20 protein-coding genes are annotated in these 19,097 nt (G+C 69.2%); 14 read left to right on the top strand and 6 right to left on the bottom strand.

The window, feature by feature from the left end; translation table 11 throughout:
* Positions 1-21: 21 nt before the first annotated feature.
* The 6 genes from B042_RS0103630 to B042_RS0103605 all read left to right on the top strand — a co-directional run bounded on the left by B042_RS0103630 (position 22) and on the right by B042_RS0103605 (position 6,047).
* Positions 22-927 carry a phosphate/phosphite/phosphonate ABC transporter substrate-binding protein gene (locus B042_RS0103630; RefSeq protein ID WP_028647100.1) on the top strand — a complete coding sequence of 302 codons (906 nt, stop codon included), beginning with the start codon at positions 22-24 and terminating at the stop codon, positions 925-927.
* Positions 928-968: 41 nt separating this feature from the next.
* On the top strand, positions 969-1,784 hold the full coding sequence (gene phnC / locus B042_RS0103625) for a phosphonate ABC transporter ATP-binding protein (RefSeq protein WP_051415441.1): 816 nt from the start codon (positions 969-971) through the stop codon (positions 1,782-1,784).
* Positions 1,785-1,864: 80 nt separating this feature from the next.
* Complete coding sequence (phnE, locus tag B042_RS0103620) at positions 1,865-3,511, top strand: phosphonate ABC transporter, permease protein PhnE (RefSeq protein WP_028647098.1); 1,647 nt, start codon at positions 1,865-1,867, stop codon at positions 3,509-3,511.
* Positions 3,512-3,782: 271 nt separating this feature from the next.
* A complete protein-coding gene (locus B042_RS25540) occupies positions 3,783-3,950 on the top strand; it encodes a hypothetical protein (RefSeq protein ID WP_155988856.1) in 168 nt (55 codons plus the stop codon).
* 511 nt (positions 3,951-4,461) lie between these two features.
* Positions 4,462-5,265, top strand: coding sequence for a hypothetical protein (locus tag B042_RS0103610; protein WP_028647097.1), 804 nt, complete (start codon positions 4,462-4,464; stop codon positions 5,263-5,265).
* A gap of 185 nt (positions 5,266-5,450) precedes the next feature.
* Positions 5,451-6,047: a cupin domain-containing protein gene (locus tag B042_RS0103605; RefSeq protein ID WP_028647096.1), complete on the top strand. Its 597-nt coding sequence runs from the start codon at positions 5,451-5,453 to the stop codon at positions 6,045-6,047.
* Between the two features lie 215 nt (positions 6,048-6,262).
* Here the strand turns inward: B042_RS0103605 and B042_RS0103600 are convergent, their stop codons facing one another.
* The 4 genes from B042_RS0103600 to B042_RS24225 all read right to left on the bottom strand — a co-directional run bounded on the left by B042_RS0103600 (position 6,263) and on the right by B042_RS24225 (position 8,514).
* Entirely contained in the window at positions 6,263-7,153 is an 891-nt protein-coding gene (locus B042_RS0103600) for a permease (RefSeq protein ID WP_028647095.1), read from the bottom strand.
* Positions 7,146-7,553, bottom strand: coding sequence for a helix-turn-helix transcriptional regulator (locus B042_RS0103595; protein WP_028647094.1), 408 nt, complete (start codon positions 7,551-7,553; stop codon positions 7,146-7,148). The genes B042_RS0103600 and B042_RS0103595 overlap by 8 nt, the downstream gene beginning before the upstream one ends.
* A 346-nt stretch (positions 7,554-7,899) precedes the next feature.
* Positions 7,900-8,133 (bottom strand): hypothetical protein, encoded by a 234-nt coding sequence (locus tag B042_RS24230; RefSeq protein ID WP_051415439.1) that lies wholly within the window; start codon positions 8,131-8,133, stop codon positions 7,900-7,902.
* Positions 8,134-8,154: 21 nt separating this feature from the next.
* Entirely contained in the window at positions 8,155-8,514 is a 360-nt protein-coding gene (locus B042_RS24225; RefSeq protein WP_051415438.1) for a TetR family transcriptional regulator, read from the bottom strand.
* Positions 8,515-8,906: 392 nt separating this feature from the next.
* Here B042_RS24225 and B042_RS21825 point away from each other — a divergent pair, with 392 nt between their 5' ends.
* The 4 genes from B042_RS21825 (at position 8,907) to B042_RS0103570 (ending at position 12,997) form a co-directional block, all read left to right on the top strand.
* Positions 8,907-9,962, top strand: coding sequence for a ParB/RepB/Spo0J family partition protein (locus tag B042_RS21825; RefSeq protein ID WP_081748573.1), 1,056 nt, complete (start codon positions 8,907-8,909; stop codon positions 9,960-9,962).
* Between the two features lie 642 nt (positions 9,963-10,604).
* On the top strand, positions 10,605-11,138 hold the full coding sequence (locus B042_RS21820; protein WP_081748572.1) for a flavin reductase family protein: 534 nt from the start codon (positions 10,605-10,607) through the stop codon (positions 11,136-11,138).
* A 150-nt stretch (positions 11,139-11,288) separates the two neighbouring features.
* Positions 11,289-12,005, top strand: a complete 717-nt coding sequence (locus B042_RS0103575) for a helix-turn-helix domain-containing protein (protein ID WP_231493759.1) — start codon at positions 11,289-11,291, stop codon at positions 12,003-12,005.
* 410 nt (positions 12,006-12,415) lie between these two features.
* Entirely contained in the window at positions 12,416-12,997 is a 582-nt protein-coding gene (locus B042_RS0103570) for a hypothetical protein (RefSeq protein ID WP_028647092.1), read from the top strand.
* A gap of 312 nt (positions 12,998-13,309) precedes the next feature.
* Here the strand turns inward: B042_RS0103570 and B042_RS21815 are convergent, their stop codons facing one another.
* A complete protein-coding gene (locus tag B042_RS21815; protein WP_051415435.1) occupies positions 13,310-13,510 on the bottom strand; it encodes a DUF6507 family protein in 201 nt (66 codons plus the stop codon).
* A gap of 189 nt (positions 13,511-13,699) precedes the next feature.
* On the opposite strand from B042_RS21815, the gene B042_RS0103560 reads away from it, so the two are divergent.
* Entirely contained in the window at positions 13,700-15,076 is a 1,377-nt protein-coding gene (locus B042_RS0103560) for an NAD(P)/FAD-dependent oxidoreductase (protein WP_028647091.1), read from the top strand.
* 6 nt (positions 15,077-15,082) lie between these two features.
* Here the strand turns inward: B042_RS0103560 and B042_RS0103555 are convergent, their stop codons facing one another.
* Positions 15,083-15,871: a hypothetical protein gene (locus B042_RS0103555; RefSeq protein WP_028647090.1), complete on the bottom strand. Its 789-nt coding sequence runs from the start codon at positions 15,869-15,871 to the stop codon at positions 15,083-15,085.
* 121 nt (positions 15,872-15,992) lie between these two features.
* On the opposite strand from B042_RS0103555, the gene B042_RS0103550 reads away from it, so the two are divergent.
* From B042_RS0103550 to B042_RS0103540, 3 genes are read left to right on the top strand one after another with little or no spacing between them, the layout of a single operon-like run.
* The gene (locus tag B042_RS0103550) at positions 15,993-17,816 is read left to right on the top strand and encodes a carbon starvation protein A (protein WP_028647089.1); all 1,824 of its coding nucleotides are present in this window, start codon (positions 15,993-15,995) and stop codon (positions 17,814-17,816) included.
* Positions 17,816-18,127 carry a cory-CC-star protein gene (locus B042_RS0103545; RefSeq protein WP_028647088.1) on the top strand — a complete coding sequence of 104 codons (312 nt, stop codon included), beginning with the start codon at positions 17,816-17,818 and terminating at the stop codon, positions 18,125-18,127. Before B042_RS0103550 ends, B042_RS0103545 begins: the two co-directional genes overlap by 1 nt.
* Positions 18,073-19,041: an ArsA family ATPase gene (locus B042_RS0103540; protein ID WP_051415434.1), complete on the top strand. Its 969-nt coding sequence runs from the start codon at positions 18,073-18,075 to the stop codon at positions 19,039-19,041. The genes B042_RS0103545 and B042_RS0103540 overlap by 55 nt, the downstream gene beginning before the upstream one ends.
* Positions 19,042-19,097: the final 56 nt, after the last annotated feature.

Genomic DNA, 19,097 nt, shown 5'->3' with positions numbered 1-19,097 from the left:
TCGACCGAAAGGCCCTGCGCCATGCCCGGAAAGCCCTCCAGAACGATCGCGCTCTGCGCCGCGTCCGCCGCCCTCGTGCTGGCGTCCGCCTGCGGAAGCGCCTCGGGGGCCGCGAACGCTGCCGATCCCGACACCCTGGTGTTCGGCTTGATCCCCAACGAGAACGCCGCCTCCTTGAACGCCTCGTACGCCCCGCTCGCGGACCTCGTCGCCGAGGCCTCGGGCAAGGAGGTCGAACTGGAGGTCATGACGAACTACGCCGCGCTCATCGAGGCTCAGCGCGCCGGTACCGTCCACATCGCCATGTACGGCCCGTTCAGCTACGTCTTGGCGCGGGACTCCGGGGTCGACATCTCCCCGATAGCAGCCGAGCTCTACGAGAAGGACGGCGAGCCCAGCTACCACTCCTACATGGTCGCCCGGGCCGACAGCGGTATCACCGCACTCGCCGACCTGCGAGGAAGAACGGTCTGCTTCGTCGATCCCAACTCCACCTCCGGCCGCCTCTACCCGCTGGCCGGACTGGTCGGGGCCGGTCTGGAGGAGGGTGACTACACGGAGAGGTTCTCCGGCGGGCACGATGCCTCCCTCCTGGCCGTCCGCGACGGGGACTGCGACGCGGGGGCCGTCCGCGACCTGCTGTACGACGAGGTTCTTCCTGAGCAGGAGGGCATCGACCACGACGACTACACGATTCTCTGGACGTCCGATCCAGTGGTCAACTCCCCGTTGGCCGTCGTCAACTCACTGGATCCCGAACTCCGTGGCGCCATCGCCGACGCGGTGCTTGAGCGGGGGAACGCCGATGCCCTCGGAGTCGACGACATCGCTGGTTACTGGGGTTTCACGGAGACCGACGATGCGTTCTACGACCCGATCCGGGAGCTCTGCCGGATCACCGAGGCCGAAGCCTGCCAGACGGGCTGACCATGAGCCGGAAGCCCCCCGACGCATGATTCGAGGTTCACATGGCAGAACACGTGGTCCGGAACGACGGCGGCCACGGGCCGGTCGTCTCCCTGACGGGGGTGACGAAGGAGTTCGACGGCGGAGTGACGGCCCTGCGCGGGGTCGGGTTCGAGGTCCCCGAGGGACAGATCCTGGCGCTGCTGGGTCGATCCGGTTCCGGAAAATCCACTCTGCTCAGGCACATCTGCTGCCTGCACAAGCCGACCAGCGGAAGCCTGCGGGTGCTGGGCAACGACGTGGCGAAGGCCCACGGGAGCCGATTGCGCCAGATCCGCCGCAGAATCGGCTTCGTTTTCCAGCAGTTCAATCTCGTCGGACAGTTGAGTGTGCTGGAGAACGTATGCAGCGGCGCTCTCGGACGGCTGTTCGGTCCCCGCCTGGGACTGTTCTCCTACCCGCGCTCCCTGCGGCTGGAAGCGTTGGAGCACCTTGACCGGGTGGGCATGTCCGCCCACGCGTTTCAGCGCACGAGCACACTCTCCGGTGGGCAACAACAGCGTGTGGCCATCGCCAGGGCCCTGATGCAGCGCCCGGCCATCCTCTTGGCCGACGAACCGGTCGCTTCGCTGGACCCGGCCAGCGCCGACACGGTCATGCGTCTGCTCCGTGAGATCGCCCGCGAGAAGTCGCTGACGGTGATCGGCAGCTTGCACCAGGTCGACCTGGCCCTGGGGTGGGCGGACCGCATCATAGGCCTCCGTGACGGTGAGGTCGTGTTGGACGCTCCCGCGGCGAGCCTGGACACCTCGGCGGCGATGGGTGTCTACGGCACCGCCGCGGCTCAGGAACCGGTCGTATTGGATGTCACCGGATGATCGCTCCGCCGCTGGTACGGCTCCCCGTGCGACCGCGTACCCCAGCGGGCCCGCCGCGTTCCCCGAGGAGCACGGGCGCGGTGATCGGATTCCTCTGCCTGTTCACCAGTGCGGGGATCTGGTCACTGAACTCCCTCGGGGTGGATCTCACGGCCCTGGCGCAGGGGGCCTCCAACGCCGAGATGTTCATCCGGCGGACCTGGCCGTTGTCCCTCCCCAGCACGGAGGAGGTGCTCCGCCAGACCGGGATCACCCTGGGCACCGTCTTCCTGGCCACACTGCTCTCCGTCGCGCTCAGCCTTCCACTGGCGGTATGGGCGTCCTCGGTCGCGACTCCCAGCCCAGCGCACCGGCTCATGTCCCGCGGACTGATCGTGGCGGCTCGTGCCGTTCCCGACGTCGTCCTCGCCATCCTCTTCGTCCGGCTGTTCGGCCTGGGAGCTCTCCCCGGCGTCCTCGCGATGGGCCTGCATTCGATCGGAATGGTCGGCAAGCTCTACGCCGACGCGATCGAGCAGACGTCTCCTGGCCCCAGGGAGGCCCTGAGCAGCATCGGCGCGACCCGGGGCCAGCGGCTCCTCACCGCGGTCGTCCCCCAGGCCCTGCCGGCGTTCATCGCGATCGGGCTCCACCGCTTCGACATCAACCTGCGGGTGTCCGCCGTCCTCGGATTCGTGGGTGTGGCGGGTATCGGGTTCGAGATGGCGCACGCGTTCGCCCGCCTCGACTTCGGCCTCGGGATCTCCTGGGCTCTGATCCTGCTCCTGCTGTGCCTCCTGACAGAGTTGGTGTCGACCTCGATCCGCCGCACCCTCCTGCGTGATCCCGGGGACGGTGGCACCGGTGCGCGCGGACTCCTCACCCGGTGGTCCCGCCGGAGCGGGCCGGGTGGAGGGGCCGCTTCTCCACCGCCTCCCGGTACGGAACCACCGGCGCGATCCTCGCGCCGGATCTCTCCCCCGTTCGGCTTCGACCGGGCGCGCCGCTGGGCGTACACGGTGACCGTCCTCGCCGGGGTGGCCGTGTCGCTGCTCGGCAGCGGTGTGCTGGACGCCCGGAACACAGCGGGGTGGGCGGGTTTCACCACGACTCTGGGCTTGTTCTGGCCGCCCGGGGACGCGGGAATGCTGGACGGCCTGCTGACCGCTCTCCTGGAGACCGTCCAGATCGGCCTGGCGGCCACCTTTCTGGGCGCGTTGCTGGCCGTGCCCGTCGGGACACTCGCCGCCCGGAACATCTCGGGGAGCAGGGCGGTGCACGGGGTGTTCCGAGGAGTGGTCCTCGCGGTCCGCGGGCTTCCGGAACTGGTCGTGGCGATCGTGTTCGTCGTCGTGATCGGCCTGGGACCGGTAGCCGGGGTACTCGCTCTGGCCCTGGGGTCCGTCGGCCTCCTCGGCAAACTCGTCGCCGATTCACTGGAGGAGATCGACACCGGGCCGCTGGAGGCGATGTCCGCACTCGGCTCGTCCAGGACCCAGCGCTACTTCACCGCGGTCCTGCCCCAGGCGGCCCCCGCACTCATCGGCGGGCTCCTGTACCAGCTCGACGTGAACATCCGGTCCGCGACCCTGCTGGGCCTGGTCGGCGCTGGCGGGGTGGGCTTCTTCCTGCTCCAGGCCACGCAGACACGCGAATACGACGTCATCACCCTGATCACGCTCATGACGTTCGCGGTGGTCTTCGTCCTCGAACTGGTCAGCATGCTCCTGAGGCGCGCGGTCCGATGAGCCCTGAGGCAATTGACCAACGTTTACGGTTGACAACAGCGATCGCTGTTGTTATTACTGAAAGGGTGAGAGACGCTCCCCATCCCGGAGGGCCGCCACGACGTTGCGTGGACCAGAGGAACCCGCCCCGGAACCACTCCGAGGTGGACGCCCGCACACCGAGGCCCCTGACCCGGCCTCCCGCCCGACGGCCACCGCGAGGGCGGAGCGTCGATTTCCGTCCGGCGAACGCCAGCGGTTCGGCAAGACGAGAACAGATCGGAGGCCAGACATGGCCGGAGGACTCTTCAACAAGCTGCTCGGCGGCGAATCCAAGCAGGAACTGGACAGCTGCTGCGGGGCCGTGAACGTCACCGAAGAGGAAGAGGAGACGCCCCAGGCCCAGACCCAGGCCAAGGCCAAGGCCGACGCGGAGGCCGGGGGGACCGCCTCCCGCTAGCACCGGCCCGCCAGGACCGCAGCAGGCACCTGTGGCGGCCCCCGGCAACGGCACGGCGACCCGCACCGATCACATCGGTGCGGGTTCTTTGTGCGTGGTCACAGGGCAGGGGTTCGGTGGATCCGGTGTCGAGAAACAGTGATCCGAGTTCATGGGACACCACCTGTGGAAATCTCGGTTCTCCGTGCTTCCAACGATCCTCCCGAACTTCCAAGGCACATCCTCTGGACATGTCCGACATATCAATCATAAAGTTCATCTCAGCAAACAAAGACCGCGCAAAAATCGCGACAACCTCCCCACCTGCCACGAGTGCGCCGCGGATATCCCGATGGCCGATCATTCGGAATTCGCGGCCGACGTCGGCCCGCTGATCAGCGGATATCCCCGCCCCAGACGCGGACCCGTCCACCCCGCATGAAAGTGGAGAACGATTACAGTGAGCGGCCTTCCCGCGATCGATCGACAACATGACAGAACGCGCACGATTCCCCTGGGGGTGTCGAGGTCGGTGACCGTCCTCGCCATCAAGGTCGGCGGAAGCCTCTTCTCTGACAAGAGCGTCGAGAACAGCCTCGATATGTCCGCGATAGCGGATTACGCTCGAATCGTTGCCGGGCTCTTCCGTGAGAATCGCGGACGCCTCGTCTTCATCACCGGTGGCGGGGCCCCGGGACACGGAGCGCTCCGCGGAAACGACGGGGGAGACCCGTTCGGGTGCATACCCCTCACCAAGGCGCTCGCGGACGTGCGCTGGGTGTGGACGGAAGCCCTGCGGCGAGAGGGCGTTCGAGCGCTTCCCCTCCAGCTCGGAGCCATGGCGCTCCTGGAGGACGACGGATCGTTCTCGGTGCGCAGCGACGTCCTCACCAGGGTTCTGGACTCCGGAGCGCTCCCGGTCCTGTCCGGTGACAGCGTCCTCGGAACGGACGGCCGGCTCCACGGCCTTTCCAGCGACCGGGTGCCGGAGTTCCTCGTCGGCACCACGGAGGCCGGTCTCCGAGTGGTCAGCCTGACGGACGTCCCCGGGATCCTGCTGGACGGCCCCGACGGCAAGGACGTCCTGTCCCACGTCGACCCCGCCTTCCCCGAGCGCGCCTACTCGGCGCTGTGGGCGAAGAGCCCGTGGGACTCGACCGGGGCGCTCAGGACCAAGCTCGACGCGCTCCTGGCGTGCGCCTCCGCCGGAGCCGAATGCTTCATCATGCGCGGATCGGCGCGGAACACGGACTACGACCACCTCTTCAGTCCCTTCCGCGACTGGCCGGAGGACGTCTCGTACACGCGCATCTGGTCCCCTGCGGCCGCCACCTGAGCGACCGCGCGAACCAGTCCCCCTGACCTCACGGCGCGAGCCCGCACCGTGATCCGCGAAGAGGAGAAGGAGTCACCGGGGCCGCTTGGCCCCAGTCGGCCGAACCGCTCTCCAGCGTACCGGCCGAATCAGCACTCGGGTTCCTTCGCCGCTTCACCACCACCGCATCACCGAAGGAGAGAGAAATGGCGACAACCCCTGCCCTTGAGGAAACCTACGGCCAGAAGATCAAGGGCCGCCGCGAGCACATCAAGATGGACCGGGCGTCCTTCGCGAAGGTCCTGGGCCTGAGCGTCGACGACGTCGTGGCTATGGAGGAGAAGGACGGCGGCGAGCTGACCCTGGAGAAGCTGACCCAGATCGCCGGGATCCTGGGGACCTCCGCCTCGGACCTCACCCCCGAGTTCGTCACCGACCTCGACGGGGGCGTCCGTGTCCAGGCCCCCGGCGACAACCCGGTGGTCGAGGGCATGCGGGCCGGCACCGAGTACTACACCTACAACTGCCTGGTGCGTACCCGGACCCTTCCCAAGCTCGTCCCCCTGCTGCTTGAGGTCAACGTCGACGACCCGGCCAAGGCCGAGTTCAACGGCGGCCACGACGCCCACGAGGTCATCTTCTGCATGGAGGGCGACATCCACCTCAAGTGGGGGGACCCGGACAACCCCAAGGAGGCGACGGTCCCCGAGGGCGGCAGCTTCTACATCGCCCCGAACGTCCCCCACACCCTGACCGCCACCAAGGGCTCCGGCCCGGCCAAGGTGGTCTCGGTCAACTTCTGATCCTGCCGGATCGGGTGTTCGGTCCGGTGGCCCCGCCTTCTGCGGGGCCACCGGCTCTTTGCCTGTCCCGCGACCGGCGCGGCTTCACCCACGAGACCAGGATGCCGATGGACTCCCGCCGGAAATCGACAGCCTTCCTGACCCGAGAAGATGATCGCGGCCCCTCCCACGGTGGAAGACCGGAGAGGAACCGCGGGTGTGGTTGCGCAGAAGAATCAGAAGAAGAGGGGGATCAGCAGACCACCGGCGGTGGCGACCACCAGGATGCTGGTGACGTAGGCGGCGACCAGCCTGGGCTTGAAGATCGCAGCCAACATGGACAGTTCGGGCAGGCTCGCCCCAGCGCCGCCGATGATGAGGGCGAACACGGGGCCAAGGCCCATCCCGGCCGCGCTCAGCGCCATGCCGATGGGGAGAGCCGACTCGGTGCGGATGTAGAGCGGGATGCCGATGAGGGCGGCGGTCGGCACGGCCAAGAGGTTGTCGGGGCCGGCGATGGAGGTCAGGAAGGTCTCGGGAACCGCACCGTAGATGAAGGCACCGATCGACACACCGATGAGCATCGGGATCGCCAGGGGCTTGAAGAACGACACGGCCTGGTCCCAAGCGGGGCGGGCCTCGGCCTTGATTCCCTGCCAGGGAGCGTCACTGTGTCCCTCCGCACTGACCTTGACGCGGCGGACGTACTTCTCCATCCCCAGCGCCTCCAGGGCGAGGGCGAGCACGATCGTGCTGGCGAACACGACCACCGCGTAGCCGACCATGACCTTCCAGTCAAAGAGGACCCAGGTGATACCGAGGATGATCGGGTTCAGGAGAGGTGAGGAGATCAGGAAGGCCGCCGCCGCACGGAACGGCGCACCGACCTTCAGCATGCCCATGAGCATCGGGAGCGTGGAGCACGAGCAGAAGGGGGTGAGCGCACCGAGAAGGGCCCCCTTCAGGGGGGCCGTCAGCTTTCCGCCCGCCAGCCAGAGCTGGAGCCTCTTCTCCCCCAAACGCCGCTGCAGGAGGGCGACGAGGAATGCGACCGCGAAGAAGAGCAGGACCAGCTCAATCGCGATCGTTCCGAACGTCCTGATCGTCTCGATCCAGTTTTCAGACATCTGTTGCTTCCTCTGGAGGGTGGGTCGCTTTGTCGTCTTCCTTGCTGAGGCAGCACGCCTTGGCGCCTTCGGGCGTCATCGCCGCGAGGGAGGCGAGCCAGCGGACCGGCATCCCCAACTCTTCGCAGCAGAGCGCGTACACGTTGGACCGGCCGCGGGGCATGACCTTGACGAGTTCCTGCTCGCGCAGGGGGCGCAGGTGGTGACTGATGAGGGTCTGGTTGAGCCCCGTGGCGTCCTGGAGCTCCTTGACGGTGTGCGGCCGCTCGGCGAGGAGAAGACACAGGATCGTGCGGTTCTCGTCGGCCAGTGCCTTCAGCTTGGGAACGAGCCGTCGGGCCCGTTCCCAGTTCGACAGCTCTTCGCCTTCGAGCAGCCTGATGTCCAGTTCCTTCGACATGACCCTACTCCTATCAACAGCATCTATTCATGTCAACAGCATTCGCTGTTGAGTGCTCTGTGGTGCGATGGCGCAACGAGAGGTATCCGCCGACCTCTCCCAGTTCAGGGCACCAACGCAACCTTGACCATGATTCCATCAACGAAGGCTGTTGCCATGAACGGATACGGTTCAGTGGGCGGGTGCCACCGAAGCTCACGGCCACCGCGGTTACGTGCTCCCCGGACGGAGGCGGCTCATGGGGCCGCGGGCCACCGCACCCGTGGGTGTAGGCCGGTGGATTCGTGCGGTAGGACCAGTCCCGCGGGGGCACCGGGAGGGGGCGGTAGGGGACCCACCGGTGTGTTCAGCGGTCCTCGGACTCCGGGAGGGCGGCAAGGACCGGGAGAACCATGCGCCAGATACCGAACAATCTGTCGCGGGCACGGTCCGTGCTCGACTCCGGATGTTCGAGGAGGTCCTGCACCATCACCGCCCCAGAGCCACTGACCAGCAGCTCCACGAGTTCCAACACGGTCTTCGGATCCGCGCCGGGAGCGAGTGAACCGTGGCGCACCACCTCGTCGAGCAGGGAACCCACGGTCGGGGTCCAAGAGGTCTGTCAACGCGGACAAGCGCCCCCCCACTCACGTGAGAGCCGTGCCGCGGCCCTCACCACCAGATCCTCCAGAGGGAGCTCGGTGAGAACGCGAAGGACGGACTCCAGCCCGCCCCAGGGCGAGTCGACGCTCCCGGCCGCGTGACGTACGGCGCTGCGGGTGGTGTCGGAACCACACGCGCATACCGCCTCCGCCAACGCGGCCTTGGTGGAGAAGTGGAAGGTCAACGCGCCTATGGTCACGTTGGCCCTACCGCTGACCCGGCTCAGCGTCGCGCCGGCGTACCCGAACCGAACAAACTCCGCGCTCGCGGCCTGGATGAGGAGGGCCCGTGTCCGCTCCGCCCGTTCCTGCCTCGCCATACTCCCGCCTTCCGAAATCGCAGCCGCGGCCGTGCCGACCGGGTTCTACGCCCGTTGGCGGGAGGAAGCACCGGCACAGCAGCCCGCGTCTGACTCGGTGCAACCGCTGGACGCCTACGGTGCCCAACATCTCAGAAAAAAGAGTGATCGATCTGTTTTCCGTTGAAAACAGAGAGAATGCTCTTTATTCTTGCTTGCCGTGAGTACTCACACCAGTGCTGGGCCGATAGGCATCGCGCAATGCCGCGACCTCGTACTTCGTCCCCGAAACCGATTAGCCGCGACCCCCGACGCCCGCGTGCTCCGCTCCGGCCCCGGTCCCGTCGCGACCAGCGGAGACGGAATTCGATGTGCCACCGGTGGCCACGCTGAATGCAGCGCACTGACCATGGATGATCTTCTTTGTCAAAGGAGCTGATATGGCGACCACTCCGCATCGTGTCCCGATCAACGCCCTGCTGGACGCCGATTCCCCACGGCTGAATGGGATCGACCACGACCACGTGGCACGTTTGGCGGAACAGCTCGACGCACTGCCCCCGATCCTCGTCCACCGGTCGACCATGCAGGTCATCGATGGCATGCACCGTTTGCACGCAGCACGGGACAGCGATTGCACGACCATCGAGGTGACCTATTTTGACGGTTCGGACCGTGACTGTTTTCTCGCCGCGGTCGAGGCGAACATCCGCCATGGCCTCCCGCTCACACTGGCGGACCGCAGGGCGTCCGCGAAGAAGATCCTGGCCGCCCACCCCGAGTGGTCGGACCGTGCGATCGCGGCCAAGGTCGGCCTGTCCGGGAAAACGATCGGATCCCTCCGCCGAGCCTCGACGGACCCTTCGGTCAGATCCGCGGTCCGCGTCGGACTCGACGGCAGAGTCCGGACCGTCAACCTCGACGATGGCAGGCGGAATGTCACCGACGTTCTCACACGGGACGCGGGCACATCGATCCAGCGGGACTCCGGTCGGCCCGACGCCACCGAGGAGGCTATAGGGCACGTCCTTGACCGGCTGAAAAGCGCGGAGGCCCTCCTTCCCCGCGGTGATGCGTTCGATCGCGACGAAGCCGGCGAAGCGTCTGCCGAGGACCAGGCCACTGCCCGGGAGCCGGCATTGAACGGAGTGGGGCAATCCGCTCGTTCGACGGCCAAGGGAGCAAAGCAGCGGTCCGCCGAGATCCGCCCCATCGACCTCGGAGTCGTACTCGATTCCCTCAAGAGGGATCCCACTCTCCGATACAACGACGAGGGTCGCGCAATGATCCGCTGGCTCGAAGCCCGTGTCATACGACACGAGGAGGCGGACCTCGTCGAACGCATCCCTCCCCACCAGGCCACCAGAATCGCGGCCGTGGCACGCGCCTGTGCTGTGAACTGGAATGCCATCGCGACTCTTCTGGAGCGCCGTAGCGACCCACCGTCCCCTGCGGGCAACGCCACCTGACGACCGATGTACACGGGTCCGACCCGGCCGGGGCGACCCGGTCGGGTTTCTCTGATTCCCGACCACCTTATTTCCGGTCTCCATCCCCGTCGGAGGCTTCGGACGTTGGCTCAAAAATTACCCATCCAGCTCGCTGTGAAAAGGGTGGCGGGAGCGTACGCCCGGGGCGTACTGCAGGATTTCTGTCGATCAGGTGGACCGGACCGGATTGAACGATGCCCACGACCTGGTGCGCAGACTGCGGCCATTGACCGATCAGTCTGAATGCTGTTACCTATTTCTAGGCATAGTGGAAACACAAAAGGAGTTTCATGGTGACCCCTCCTTCCTGGGGGAACTCCGGCCGTGTTCCCCGCCTCCTCCGGACCGTTCTGTCGCCCCGGGGTCCAAAGCCACGACAGAACGGTCGCCCCACGAGATCGCCGGTCGAAGCGACCAACCGGGGATGCCTGACCTGAGCGGCTGCGAGGTGCGGCTGCGCCCACCGCGCCCCCTTCCGTCGGACCGAGGGAGGGCACGGTTCGGTCCCCGAGACCGGACATCTGGCCGGACCACGTTCGAGGCCGGGCTCAGGGCAGTGCTCTGCAGCCCCGGCGGAGCGTCCACCACGTGCAATCCGCCTTCGTCTCAACGGAGTGACTCATGACCCTCTCCTTCAGGAACCTTTTGAACACCCCGACCGCAAGTCTTCGTGGGACCGCTCGGGCTGTCCCTTCGAGTGTCTCGATCGTGAGTTCGAACAGTGTTGACGGAGAACTCTGCACGGTCACGGTGAGTTCATTGACCACCGCCTCACTCGAACCGCCGCTCGTGGTGTTCTACCTGAAGGGCATGTCGAGAACCCTGTGTGCGATCCGCGGCAGCGGCGTGTTCGCGGTGACAGCCCTCGCCGCCCACCAGGAGTCCGTAGCACTGCGTTTCTCCGCTCCGGGGAGACCGCGCAGCCTCCGTTTCTGGAAGGGCATCCCCTCACTCCACGCCCCGGTCACGGGCCTGCCCATCGCTGCGGAAGGGGTCGCCTACTTCGAATGCCGCTTGGCGTCATGCTTCGAGGCCGGCGATCATCAAGGTCTGCTCGGGCAGGTTCTCTCGTGCGGCGGCCTGGAGGGCTCGGCGCCCCTTCTCCACGTTGACAGCGAATTCACCACAGTCCGGGACACGGTCGCCGACCGTTGACCCGACGGCATGACCGGTCGGAACCGGCCAGAGGGCCGGCTCAGCTCTACGGAGCGTGGACCCAGGGCCAAAGCCCGGGAGCGAAGGCGGGAGAAGCTTCGCGGTTTCCCGAGCCCGACCGGGCTTCGTGCGGATGGAAGGATCACAGCCTTGCCCACACATGTTCACCCGGCAAACATCGAGTCGGGAAAGCCCGGTTCCCCGCTGCAACGACGGGCCAACCTATACGGAGTACTGGCGGACAGCGCGCGCCTGGCCGTCACCGACGTCTTGAGGACGGGTGACGCCTCACCCAGTGAACTGGGTCGATTGCTGGGAATGCGCTCCAACCTCATCGCCTACCATCTGCGTGTCCTGGAGGAGGCCGAGGTCATCACTCGTGTCCGTTCCGAGGCCGATAGCCGCCGGGTCTACATCCGTCTCCGTCCCGAGGCGCTCACCGCACTCGCCCCCGGCCCGCTGCTGCACGCACCCCGTGTGGTGTTCGTATGCACCCACAACATGGCCCGTTCCCAGCTGGCCGCCGCGTTGTGGGAGAACCGCAGCCCCGTTCCCGCCGCCTCTGCCGGAACCCGTCCGGGTCCGGGTGTCCACGAAGGCGCGCTGGCCGCCGCGCGAGGGCACGGTCTGTGTCTCGAATCCCGAACCACAGCCCACGTGGACGACGTGCTGCGTCAGGACGACTTGGTCGTGGCGGTCTGTGACAGTGCCCACGAAGAGCTCCCCCCCGCCCGAGACCGCTTGCACTGGTCGATTCCCGACCCGATACGGACAGCCACCCGTACAGCCTTCGAAGACACCTTCGACCGTCTCCGTGGCCGGGTCGAACGACTCGCGCTTGCCGTCAGACACGAGGAGAGCGGCTGACTACTGACCTTGGACGCGATCGTTGGCGGCACGAACGCGCACGCTGGGCCATGGAACACGTCCACCCGGATCAGAGTACCGCCCGAGAGCTTGGGGAACGACGGATGCTCGCCGCTGCCCTGCCCTGCCCTGCCCTGCCCTGCCCTGCCCTGCCCTGGGCGGGGCAGCACTGCCCAGCCGAGCTCGGCCGCATGCTCGGTGCGTCTCGCCAAGCCGTCCACGAGTGGCACGACGCCTGGCGGGACGGCGGTGTCCAAGCCCTTGCCGCTCTTGGCCTCGTGTCAGTCGGTTTCCTCCTGGTTTTCTGCTCTGGTCCTCTCCAGGGGCAACGCCGCTGAGGTTGTGTGTTCTCTCTGCTCGCAACAGCGTTCCGTTCACCGTCTCCGGGCCGGGGCGGTAATCTGCGGTGGGTGCCCACGCCCGACCACACCGACACCACCAGCGGCCGGTCGACCGACCAACTCGGCCTGGCCGGGTCCCCGCGTCCGACCCGCTCCTGGGGCCAGCGGTGGGAGTCCCCCACCGCCTCGGCGATCGCCCCGGGCGGCCCGCCGGGCCCGGAGCGGCTGGCGCCGCTGGACGGCACCGGCCTGGACGCGGCCGACACACCCGCCAACGCCGCCCGCTTCGGCAACGACACCGACCGCTCGGCCTTTCCGAAGTCCGGGCGGCGACCCTCAGCGGGGGAGGCGCCCACCCCGCCGCCGGCGCGACGACCGGCCCCTGGGCCACCGGCGAGGGGCCCAGGCACGGCGGGTGGGGAAAGCGTGGAGCCCCCGGTCGGGGCTCTGGCGGACGGGCCCTGCACCGCGCTGCCGTTCGCCGCCCGCCCCCGCCGCGTGACCGAGGACGCCCTGATCGCGGCGGCTCGTGCGGGAGTGGAGGCCAAACGGTACCTGCGCGGGCCGGGAGCGGTGCGGTCCTCGCGGTCCCACCCATGCTCCAAGCGTGGGTGCGGGGGCTGTCGGCCCGTGGCACGGTGCGGGCGCTGATGTGTGGGGGCCGCTGGCGGAGTGGAGGGGACCCCCGGCCGGGTCCCGTGCACCCGCGCGCTGCGTGTGGTGCGTCCCGCTTCTCGGGGAGGGGCGGTTTTCCCCTGACCGGAGGTGCCGTCTGTACGGGCAGGTGGCGGCCCGGACCGGTGAGCGGCTCGACCGGCACCGCTCCTGTCCGCCTGTGGCCAAGCGGGTCCGTCGCGACTCGCGTTGGGTCAAACGCCCGCGTGATCGCGGGGTCAGACACGAGTGCCCGCCCCGACCAGCGCTGCTCTCCGCCGCTGTACCGGATGGCGCTGGGCCGTGTCCTCACTGGTGCGGGCGACGGTCCACCCTCTCGCCCATGACCCCGAAGCGGTGCTCGGCGAACTCGCCCAGCGCCGTGGCGACGATGCCGCTCCCGGACCCTTCGGTGCAGCTGCCGAGGTGCTCCTCGGTGCTCTCCATGACACCGGCGAGACCCTCACCGCCCTCTTCGCCGAGGTGCACGGCGAACGGATCCCAGGACACCGCCGACCTCGGAGGGCCGGATGTTCCACGCGGGGGCGCGCTCCCCTTTGCCGGTCTGCTGTGGTACACGCCTTTTTCGCATGCGCGCTCAGTCACGATGATTCTACCATGCGGGGTGTCGTTGCCGAAAGTCCCGCGACATGTGCATAGGGTCGCGATCGTTGGCTGGTACCGGCGAGAGGACACGCGATGGCCGACCCGGGAAACGTGCACACACAGGAGTCCGGGGAACCCGAGTCCAGGGCCGCGGCGGACGAACCCCGTGGCCGCACCGCCGCCCCCGGCCGGGGGCACACCATCGTGGTGGGCGCGGGTATGGCGGGGCTGGCCGCCGCCGACCGGCTCGCGGAGGCGGGCGAGCGCGTCACCGTGGTGGAGGCCCGCGGCCGCACGGGCGGGCGCATCCACTCGGTCAGGCTCTGGGAGGGCTGCACGGTCGACGCCGGGGCCTCCTGGATGCGCGGCGAGGCCAGCAACCCCCTCGCCGAACTGGTCCGCGCGTCGCAGGCGCGCACGGAGGTGTTCAACCGCGCCACCGAGACCGCCTACGACCCCAAGGGCCGCCGACTCCTCTTCGACCGCCACCGCCGCAACATGGAGGACGTCCACCTCCTGCATGAGCACATGTACTGGGCCAAGGTCGGCACCGACTCCGGCGAGACCATGGAGGAGGGCATCCGGCAGGCTCTCTACGACGCGAACCTGGTGCGCGCCCGCGCCCGGGACGCCGGGGAGATCGTCCACCGGATGGCCGAGGGCGACCACGGCGCCGACCCCACCGAGATCGCCTTCGGAGCGGTGGCCTCCCTGCACGAGTTCAGCGGCGACGACGTCGTGTTCCCCGACGGGATGCAGCGGCTCACCGACCACCTCGCCCGGGGGCTGGACGTGCGCCTGGGGCACGTGGTGCTCGGTATCTCCCACGACGGCACCGGTGCCGCGGTCCGCGTGGACACGCCGGAGGGTGAGGAGACCCTGGTCGCCGACCGGGTCCTGGTGACCCTTCCCCTGGGGGTGCTCAAGGCGGGCCAGGTCGGGTTCGAACCGGAGCTGCCCGAGGACAAGCACCGGGCCGTCGAGCGCCTGGGCAACGGCAGTATGGAGAAGCTGTTCCTGCTCTTCGACGAGGTCTTCTGGGGCGACTCCGAGGTCATCGTGCACCTGGGCACCGAGAAGGGCACCTGGTTCCACTGGTACGCGGGACAGCGCGTCCTGGGCCGGCCGGTCCTGGTCTGCCGCAACGGGGGCAACGCCGCCCGCTTCCTGTCGGCGATGGAGGAGGGCGACGTGGTCGAGCACGCGATGGCGTCGCTGCGCACGCTCTTCGGCAAGGCCCCCGACCCCGTCGACCACCACCTCACCCACTGGGGCGGCGACCCGTTCGCGCGCGGGGCCTTCTCCTACACCGCCGTGGGGTCCCACGACGGCGACCGCGAGGCCCTGCGCGAGCCGGTCGGCGACCGGCTGTACTTCGCCGGTGAGGCCACGGAGATCGAGCACGCCGCCACCGTCCACGGCGCGCTGCTGTCCGGGCTGCGCGCGGCCGACGCCGTCCTGGACCCCTGACGGTCCTCAGCGGACGAGACGGCGTTCGGCGGCGGCGATGCCAGCCCGGCAGGCGCGGCGCACCTCGCGGTGGTTGCGTAGCCGCTCCAACAGGGTGAAGGGGCGCGGGGAGGGGTCGGGCCCGCCGTCGGCCGCCGCCACCGTCAGCGTCTGTCCGCGCAGCCGGCCGGTGCGTCTCCAGCACTCCCAGCGCTCGTAGTCCGGGCTGGCCTGGTGGCCCAGGACGAGGGCGGTCCCGTCACCGTCCAGACCGGACCCGTCGCGCGGCCACAGCTCCACCTCTCCGCCCGGTCCCGAGGACCAGTCCCGGGCGGTCACCGTGTCCACGCGCGCGTCCGCGCCGACCTGGCGGACCAGCAGGGCGTCGTCGGCCCGTGTGCGTGCGGACAGCGGGCGCACAGCGTCCACCTCGACCATGCTCACCACGGCGCGCGGCATCCACCACCAGTTCTCCCGGCGCGCCATGAGGCTCCCGGACCGCAGCCGGGTGGGCGGGTGCTTGACGACCTCCTGCTCGACCAGGTCCCCGCCGAAGACCGACCCGTCCAGGTCGACGAGGACCCGGATCCGGCCGGTGGCGACCAGGGTCGGCTCCTGCGGCCCGGCCGCGGCCGACAGGCAGAACGCCGCCCGGTCGAGCAGGGAGTCGGCCTCGGACAGGTAGGCCAGCGGCAGGGCGACGCACGGGTGGTCGGCCATCAGCGGCACGACCGGTAGGGCGCGGGGGCCGTCGTCGGAGAGCCAGCACATCTCGCCGGACGGGGAACGGCGCCAGGCCGTTGCCAAGTCGTGCACGGGCGAACCTTTTCTGTGACGTAGACCTCATGTTAATTTCTCGGGACTGTACACCACCCCCCGAAGCGGGGTGCCCGTCGGCCACGAACCGGAGGGCACCGCGCATAGCGAAGGAAAACCCATGCCCGCCGTAGTCGTCCTCCTCGGGGCCCTGGCGCTGTTCGCGCTCGGCTACCGCTTCTACTCCGTCTATCTCGCCCAACGGGTCTACCGGCTCGACCCGGCCTTCGTGACCCCCGCGCACGCCTACAGGGACGGCGTGGACTACCTGCCCACCAACAAGCACATCGTCTTCGCGCACCACTTCATCTCGGTCGCGGGCGCCGCCCCCATCGTCGGCCCCGCGATCGCCGTGTTCTGGGGGTGGGGGCCCGCGCTGCTGTGGGTCGTCCTGGGCACGGTCTTCGCCTCCGGCGCCCACGACTTCGGATCGATCGTCGTCTCGGTCCGGCACAAGGGCAAGGGCATCGGGGTCCTGGCCAGGGACGTGATCGGGGCGCGCGCCCGGATCCTGTTCCTGTTGATCATCTTCTTCCTGGTGACCCTGGTCAACGCCGTGTTCGCGGTGGTCATCGCCGGCCTGTTCATCAGCAACCCCGAGGCCGTACTGCCGGTCCTGGTGACCGTCCCGCTGGCGATCGGGGTCGGACAGATCGTCTACCGCCGCCGTACGGCGGCGCTGATCCCGTCCATCATCGCGCTGGTCGTCGTCTACGCCTGCATCCCGCTGGGCCAGCTGGTGCCCGTCACGGTCGACCCGATCGCCGCCGCCCTGGGCGTGGAGGCCTCGGTCGTGTGGATCGCCCTGCTGTTCGCCTACACCTTCTTCGCCTCGCGGCTGCCGGTGTGGACGCTGCTCCAGCCGCGCGACTACATCAACCAGCACCAGATGGTGCTGGCGCTCGTGGTCATCATGGTCGGGGTGGTCGTCGGTATGGACACGATCGCCGCCCCCGCCTTCCGGGGCGACGTGCCCGAGGGGTCGCCGTCGATCTTCCCGCTCCTGTTCATCACCATCGCCTGCGGCGCCGTGTCCGGGTTCCACAGCCTGGTGGCCTCGGGCACCACGTCCAAACAGCTCGACAAGGAGACCGACGCCAGGTACGTCGGCTACCTCAGCTCCCTGGGCGAGGGCACGCTCGCGGTCTGCTCCATCCTGGCCTGTACCGCCGGGATCATGGTGTTCTCCGCCAACGAGGGCATGGCCTGGGCCGACATCTACGTCGACTGGGAGGCCGCGGGCACCGGTGCGGGCGGCAAGTTCGTCCAGGGGGTCGCCGGGTTCGCCGCCAACATCGGTCTCCCCGAGGCCACCGGCCTGGTCTTCGCCAGTGTCGTCGTGGTGAGCTTCGCCGCCACCACACTGGACACGGCGGTGCGTCTCCAGAGGTACACCATCCAGGAGATCGCCACCATCGTGGCCGACAAGGCCGACAAGGCCGGCGGGGGCGGCGCCCTCCACCGGTCGGCCACCTTCCTGGCCCGCAACATCACCGTCGCCACGCTGATCGCGGTCGCCTTCCCCCTCGCCCTGTCGCTGGTGCCCGGCGACTTCGCCCTGGGCACCCTGTGGCAGTTGTTCGGCACCACGAACCAGCTCACGGCGGCCCTGGCGCTGTCGGTGATCGCGGTATGGGTGACCAAGCGCGGCCGCAACCCCGTCGCGATCCTCGTCCCGCTGGTCTTCCTGGCCGTGATGACCTCCTGGGCGCTCGTCATCCAGGCGGTGCGCTTCGCCTCCTCCGAGGAGGGCATCCAGAGGTTCCTGCTGGCACCGCTCGACGCGGTCATCTTCGGGCTCGCCCTGTGGATGATGGCCGAGGCCGGCATCGCCCTGCGCCGGGCCTACCGGGACCGGGGCACCGGCACCGCCGACCGGACCGGGCCGGAAACCGGGCGGGACGGGAACGAGACCCCCGAGCCCGCGGCCGAGGGTGCCGACTAGTGGACGGCCGCGACGGCGCCGCCCGGCCCGGGCCGCTGGTCCGGGCCGGGCGGCGCGCCCTCACCGCCTGGCGCCGTGTCGAGGACTTCCACCAGGCGGTCTTCGAGGCGCGCTGGGGGCACGCCCGGCGGCGGGAGGCGCGCACCCAGCAGGACACCCTGCGCGCCCTGCTCATGCTGGAGGCGCTGGGGGTGGACGACCCCGCCGCCTACGAGACCCTCGACCTCATCCCGTACATGGTCGCTGACCTGCACGCATGGCACCGGCGGATGGGGCGCGAGGAGTTCGGATCCCCGGGAGGCTGCTGTTGACCACCGCACCGATCGTCTTCGTCGGCGGCAAGGGCGGTGTCGGCAAGACCACCCTGGCCGCCGCCCGGGCCCTGTCCCTGGCCGATGCCGGACGCCGGGTCCTGGTGCTCTCCACCGACCCGGCCCACTCCCTGGGTGACGCACTGGAGGTGCCGCTGTCCGACGATCCCGCCGCGGTGGCGCCGAACCTGTGGGCCGCCGAACCCGATGCGGAGGCCGCCGTGCGCCGCCGTGTCGCCCGGGTGGCCGAGGACGCGCGCCGGGCCGTGCCCCACGAGGTCCTGCCCGCGGTCCACCGCCATCTGGACCGGGCGGCGTCCGCGCCCGGCATGGCCGAGTCCGCCCTGGCGGACCTGCTCATCGACCGCATGGACGAGGTCGGCCGGCGGTGGGACCACCTGGTGGTCGACAGCGCGCCCACCGGACACCTGCTGCGCCTGCTCGACCTGCCCGCCCTCCTGACGCCGTGGGTGGTGGGCCTGGCACGCCAGCGCGAACGGGCCCTCAGGGCCGAGGCCTTCGCCGACGCCGTCGGCGAAGGCGCGCCCGAGGGCGACCCCCTCCTGGAGCGCCTGCACGAACGCCGCCGCAGACTGGAGCGGGCCGCGGCCCGGCTGCGCGAGGACGCGAGCGTCACACTCGTGACCCTGCCCCGGCGCGTGGTGCTCGCCGAGACCGCCCGTGCCGTCGAGCGGCTCACCGGTGCCGGGTTCCGGCTCGGGCCCGTCGTCGTCAACCAGATCCCCCCTGAGGGGGCGCCCGGCCCGGACGGGGCCGGAGCCCTGTCGGCCACGCTGGAGCGCTTCGCGCACCTGGGGGTGGCGCGGGTTCCGCTCCAGGACGCCGAGCCGACCGGAATCGGCCCCCTGCGTCGGCTGGCACCGCTGCTCGACACCGCGTCGGCCCCCGGGTGAGGCGCGGCGGGCTGCTTCCTGTGCCGGGGGACACGTCGTCGCAGGTGGCGGCCGTT

This window comes from Nocardiopsis sp. CNT312, assembly GCF_000515115.1.
GTDB lineage: Bacteria > Actinomycetota > Actinomycetes > Streptosporangiales > Streptosporangiaceae > Nocardiopsis.
The sequence above is the reverse complement of the archived record's forward strand: the minus strand, read 5'-3'. Positions and strand labels throughout refer to the sequence as shown.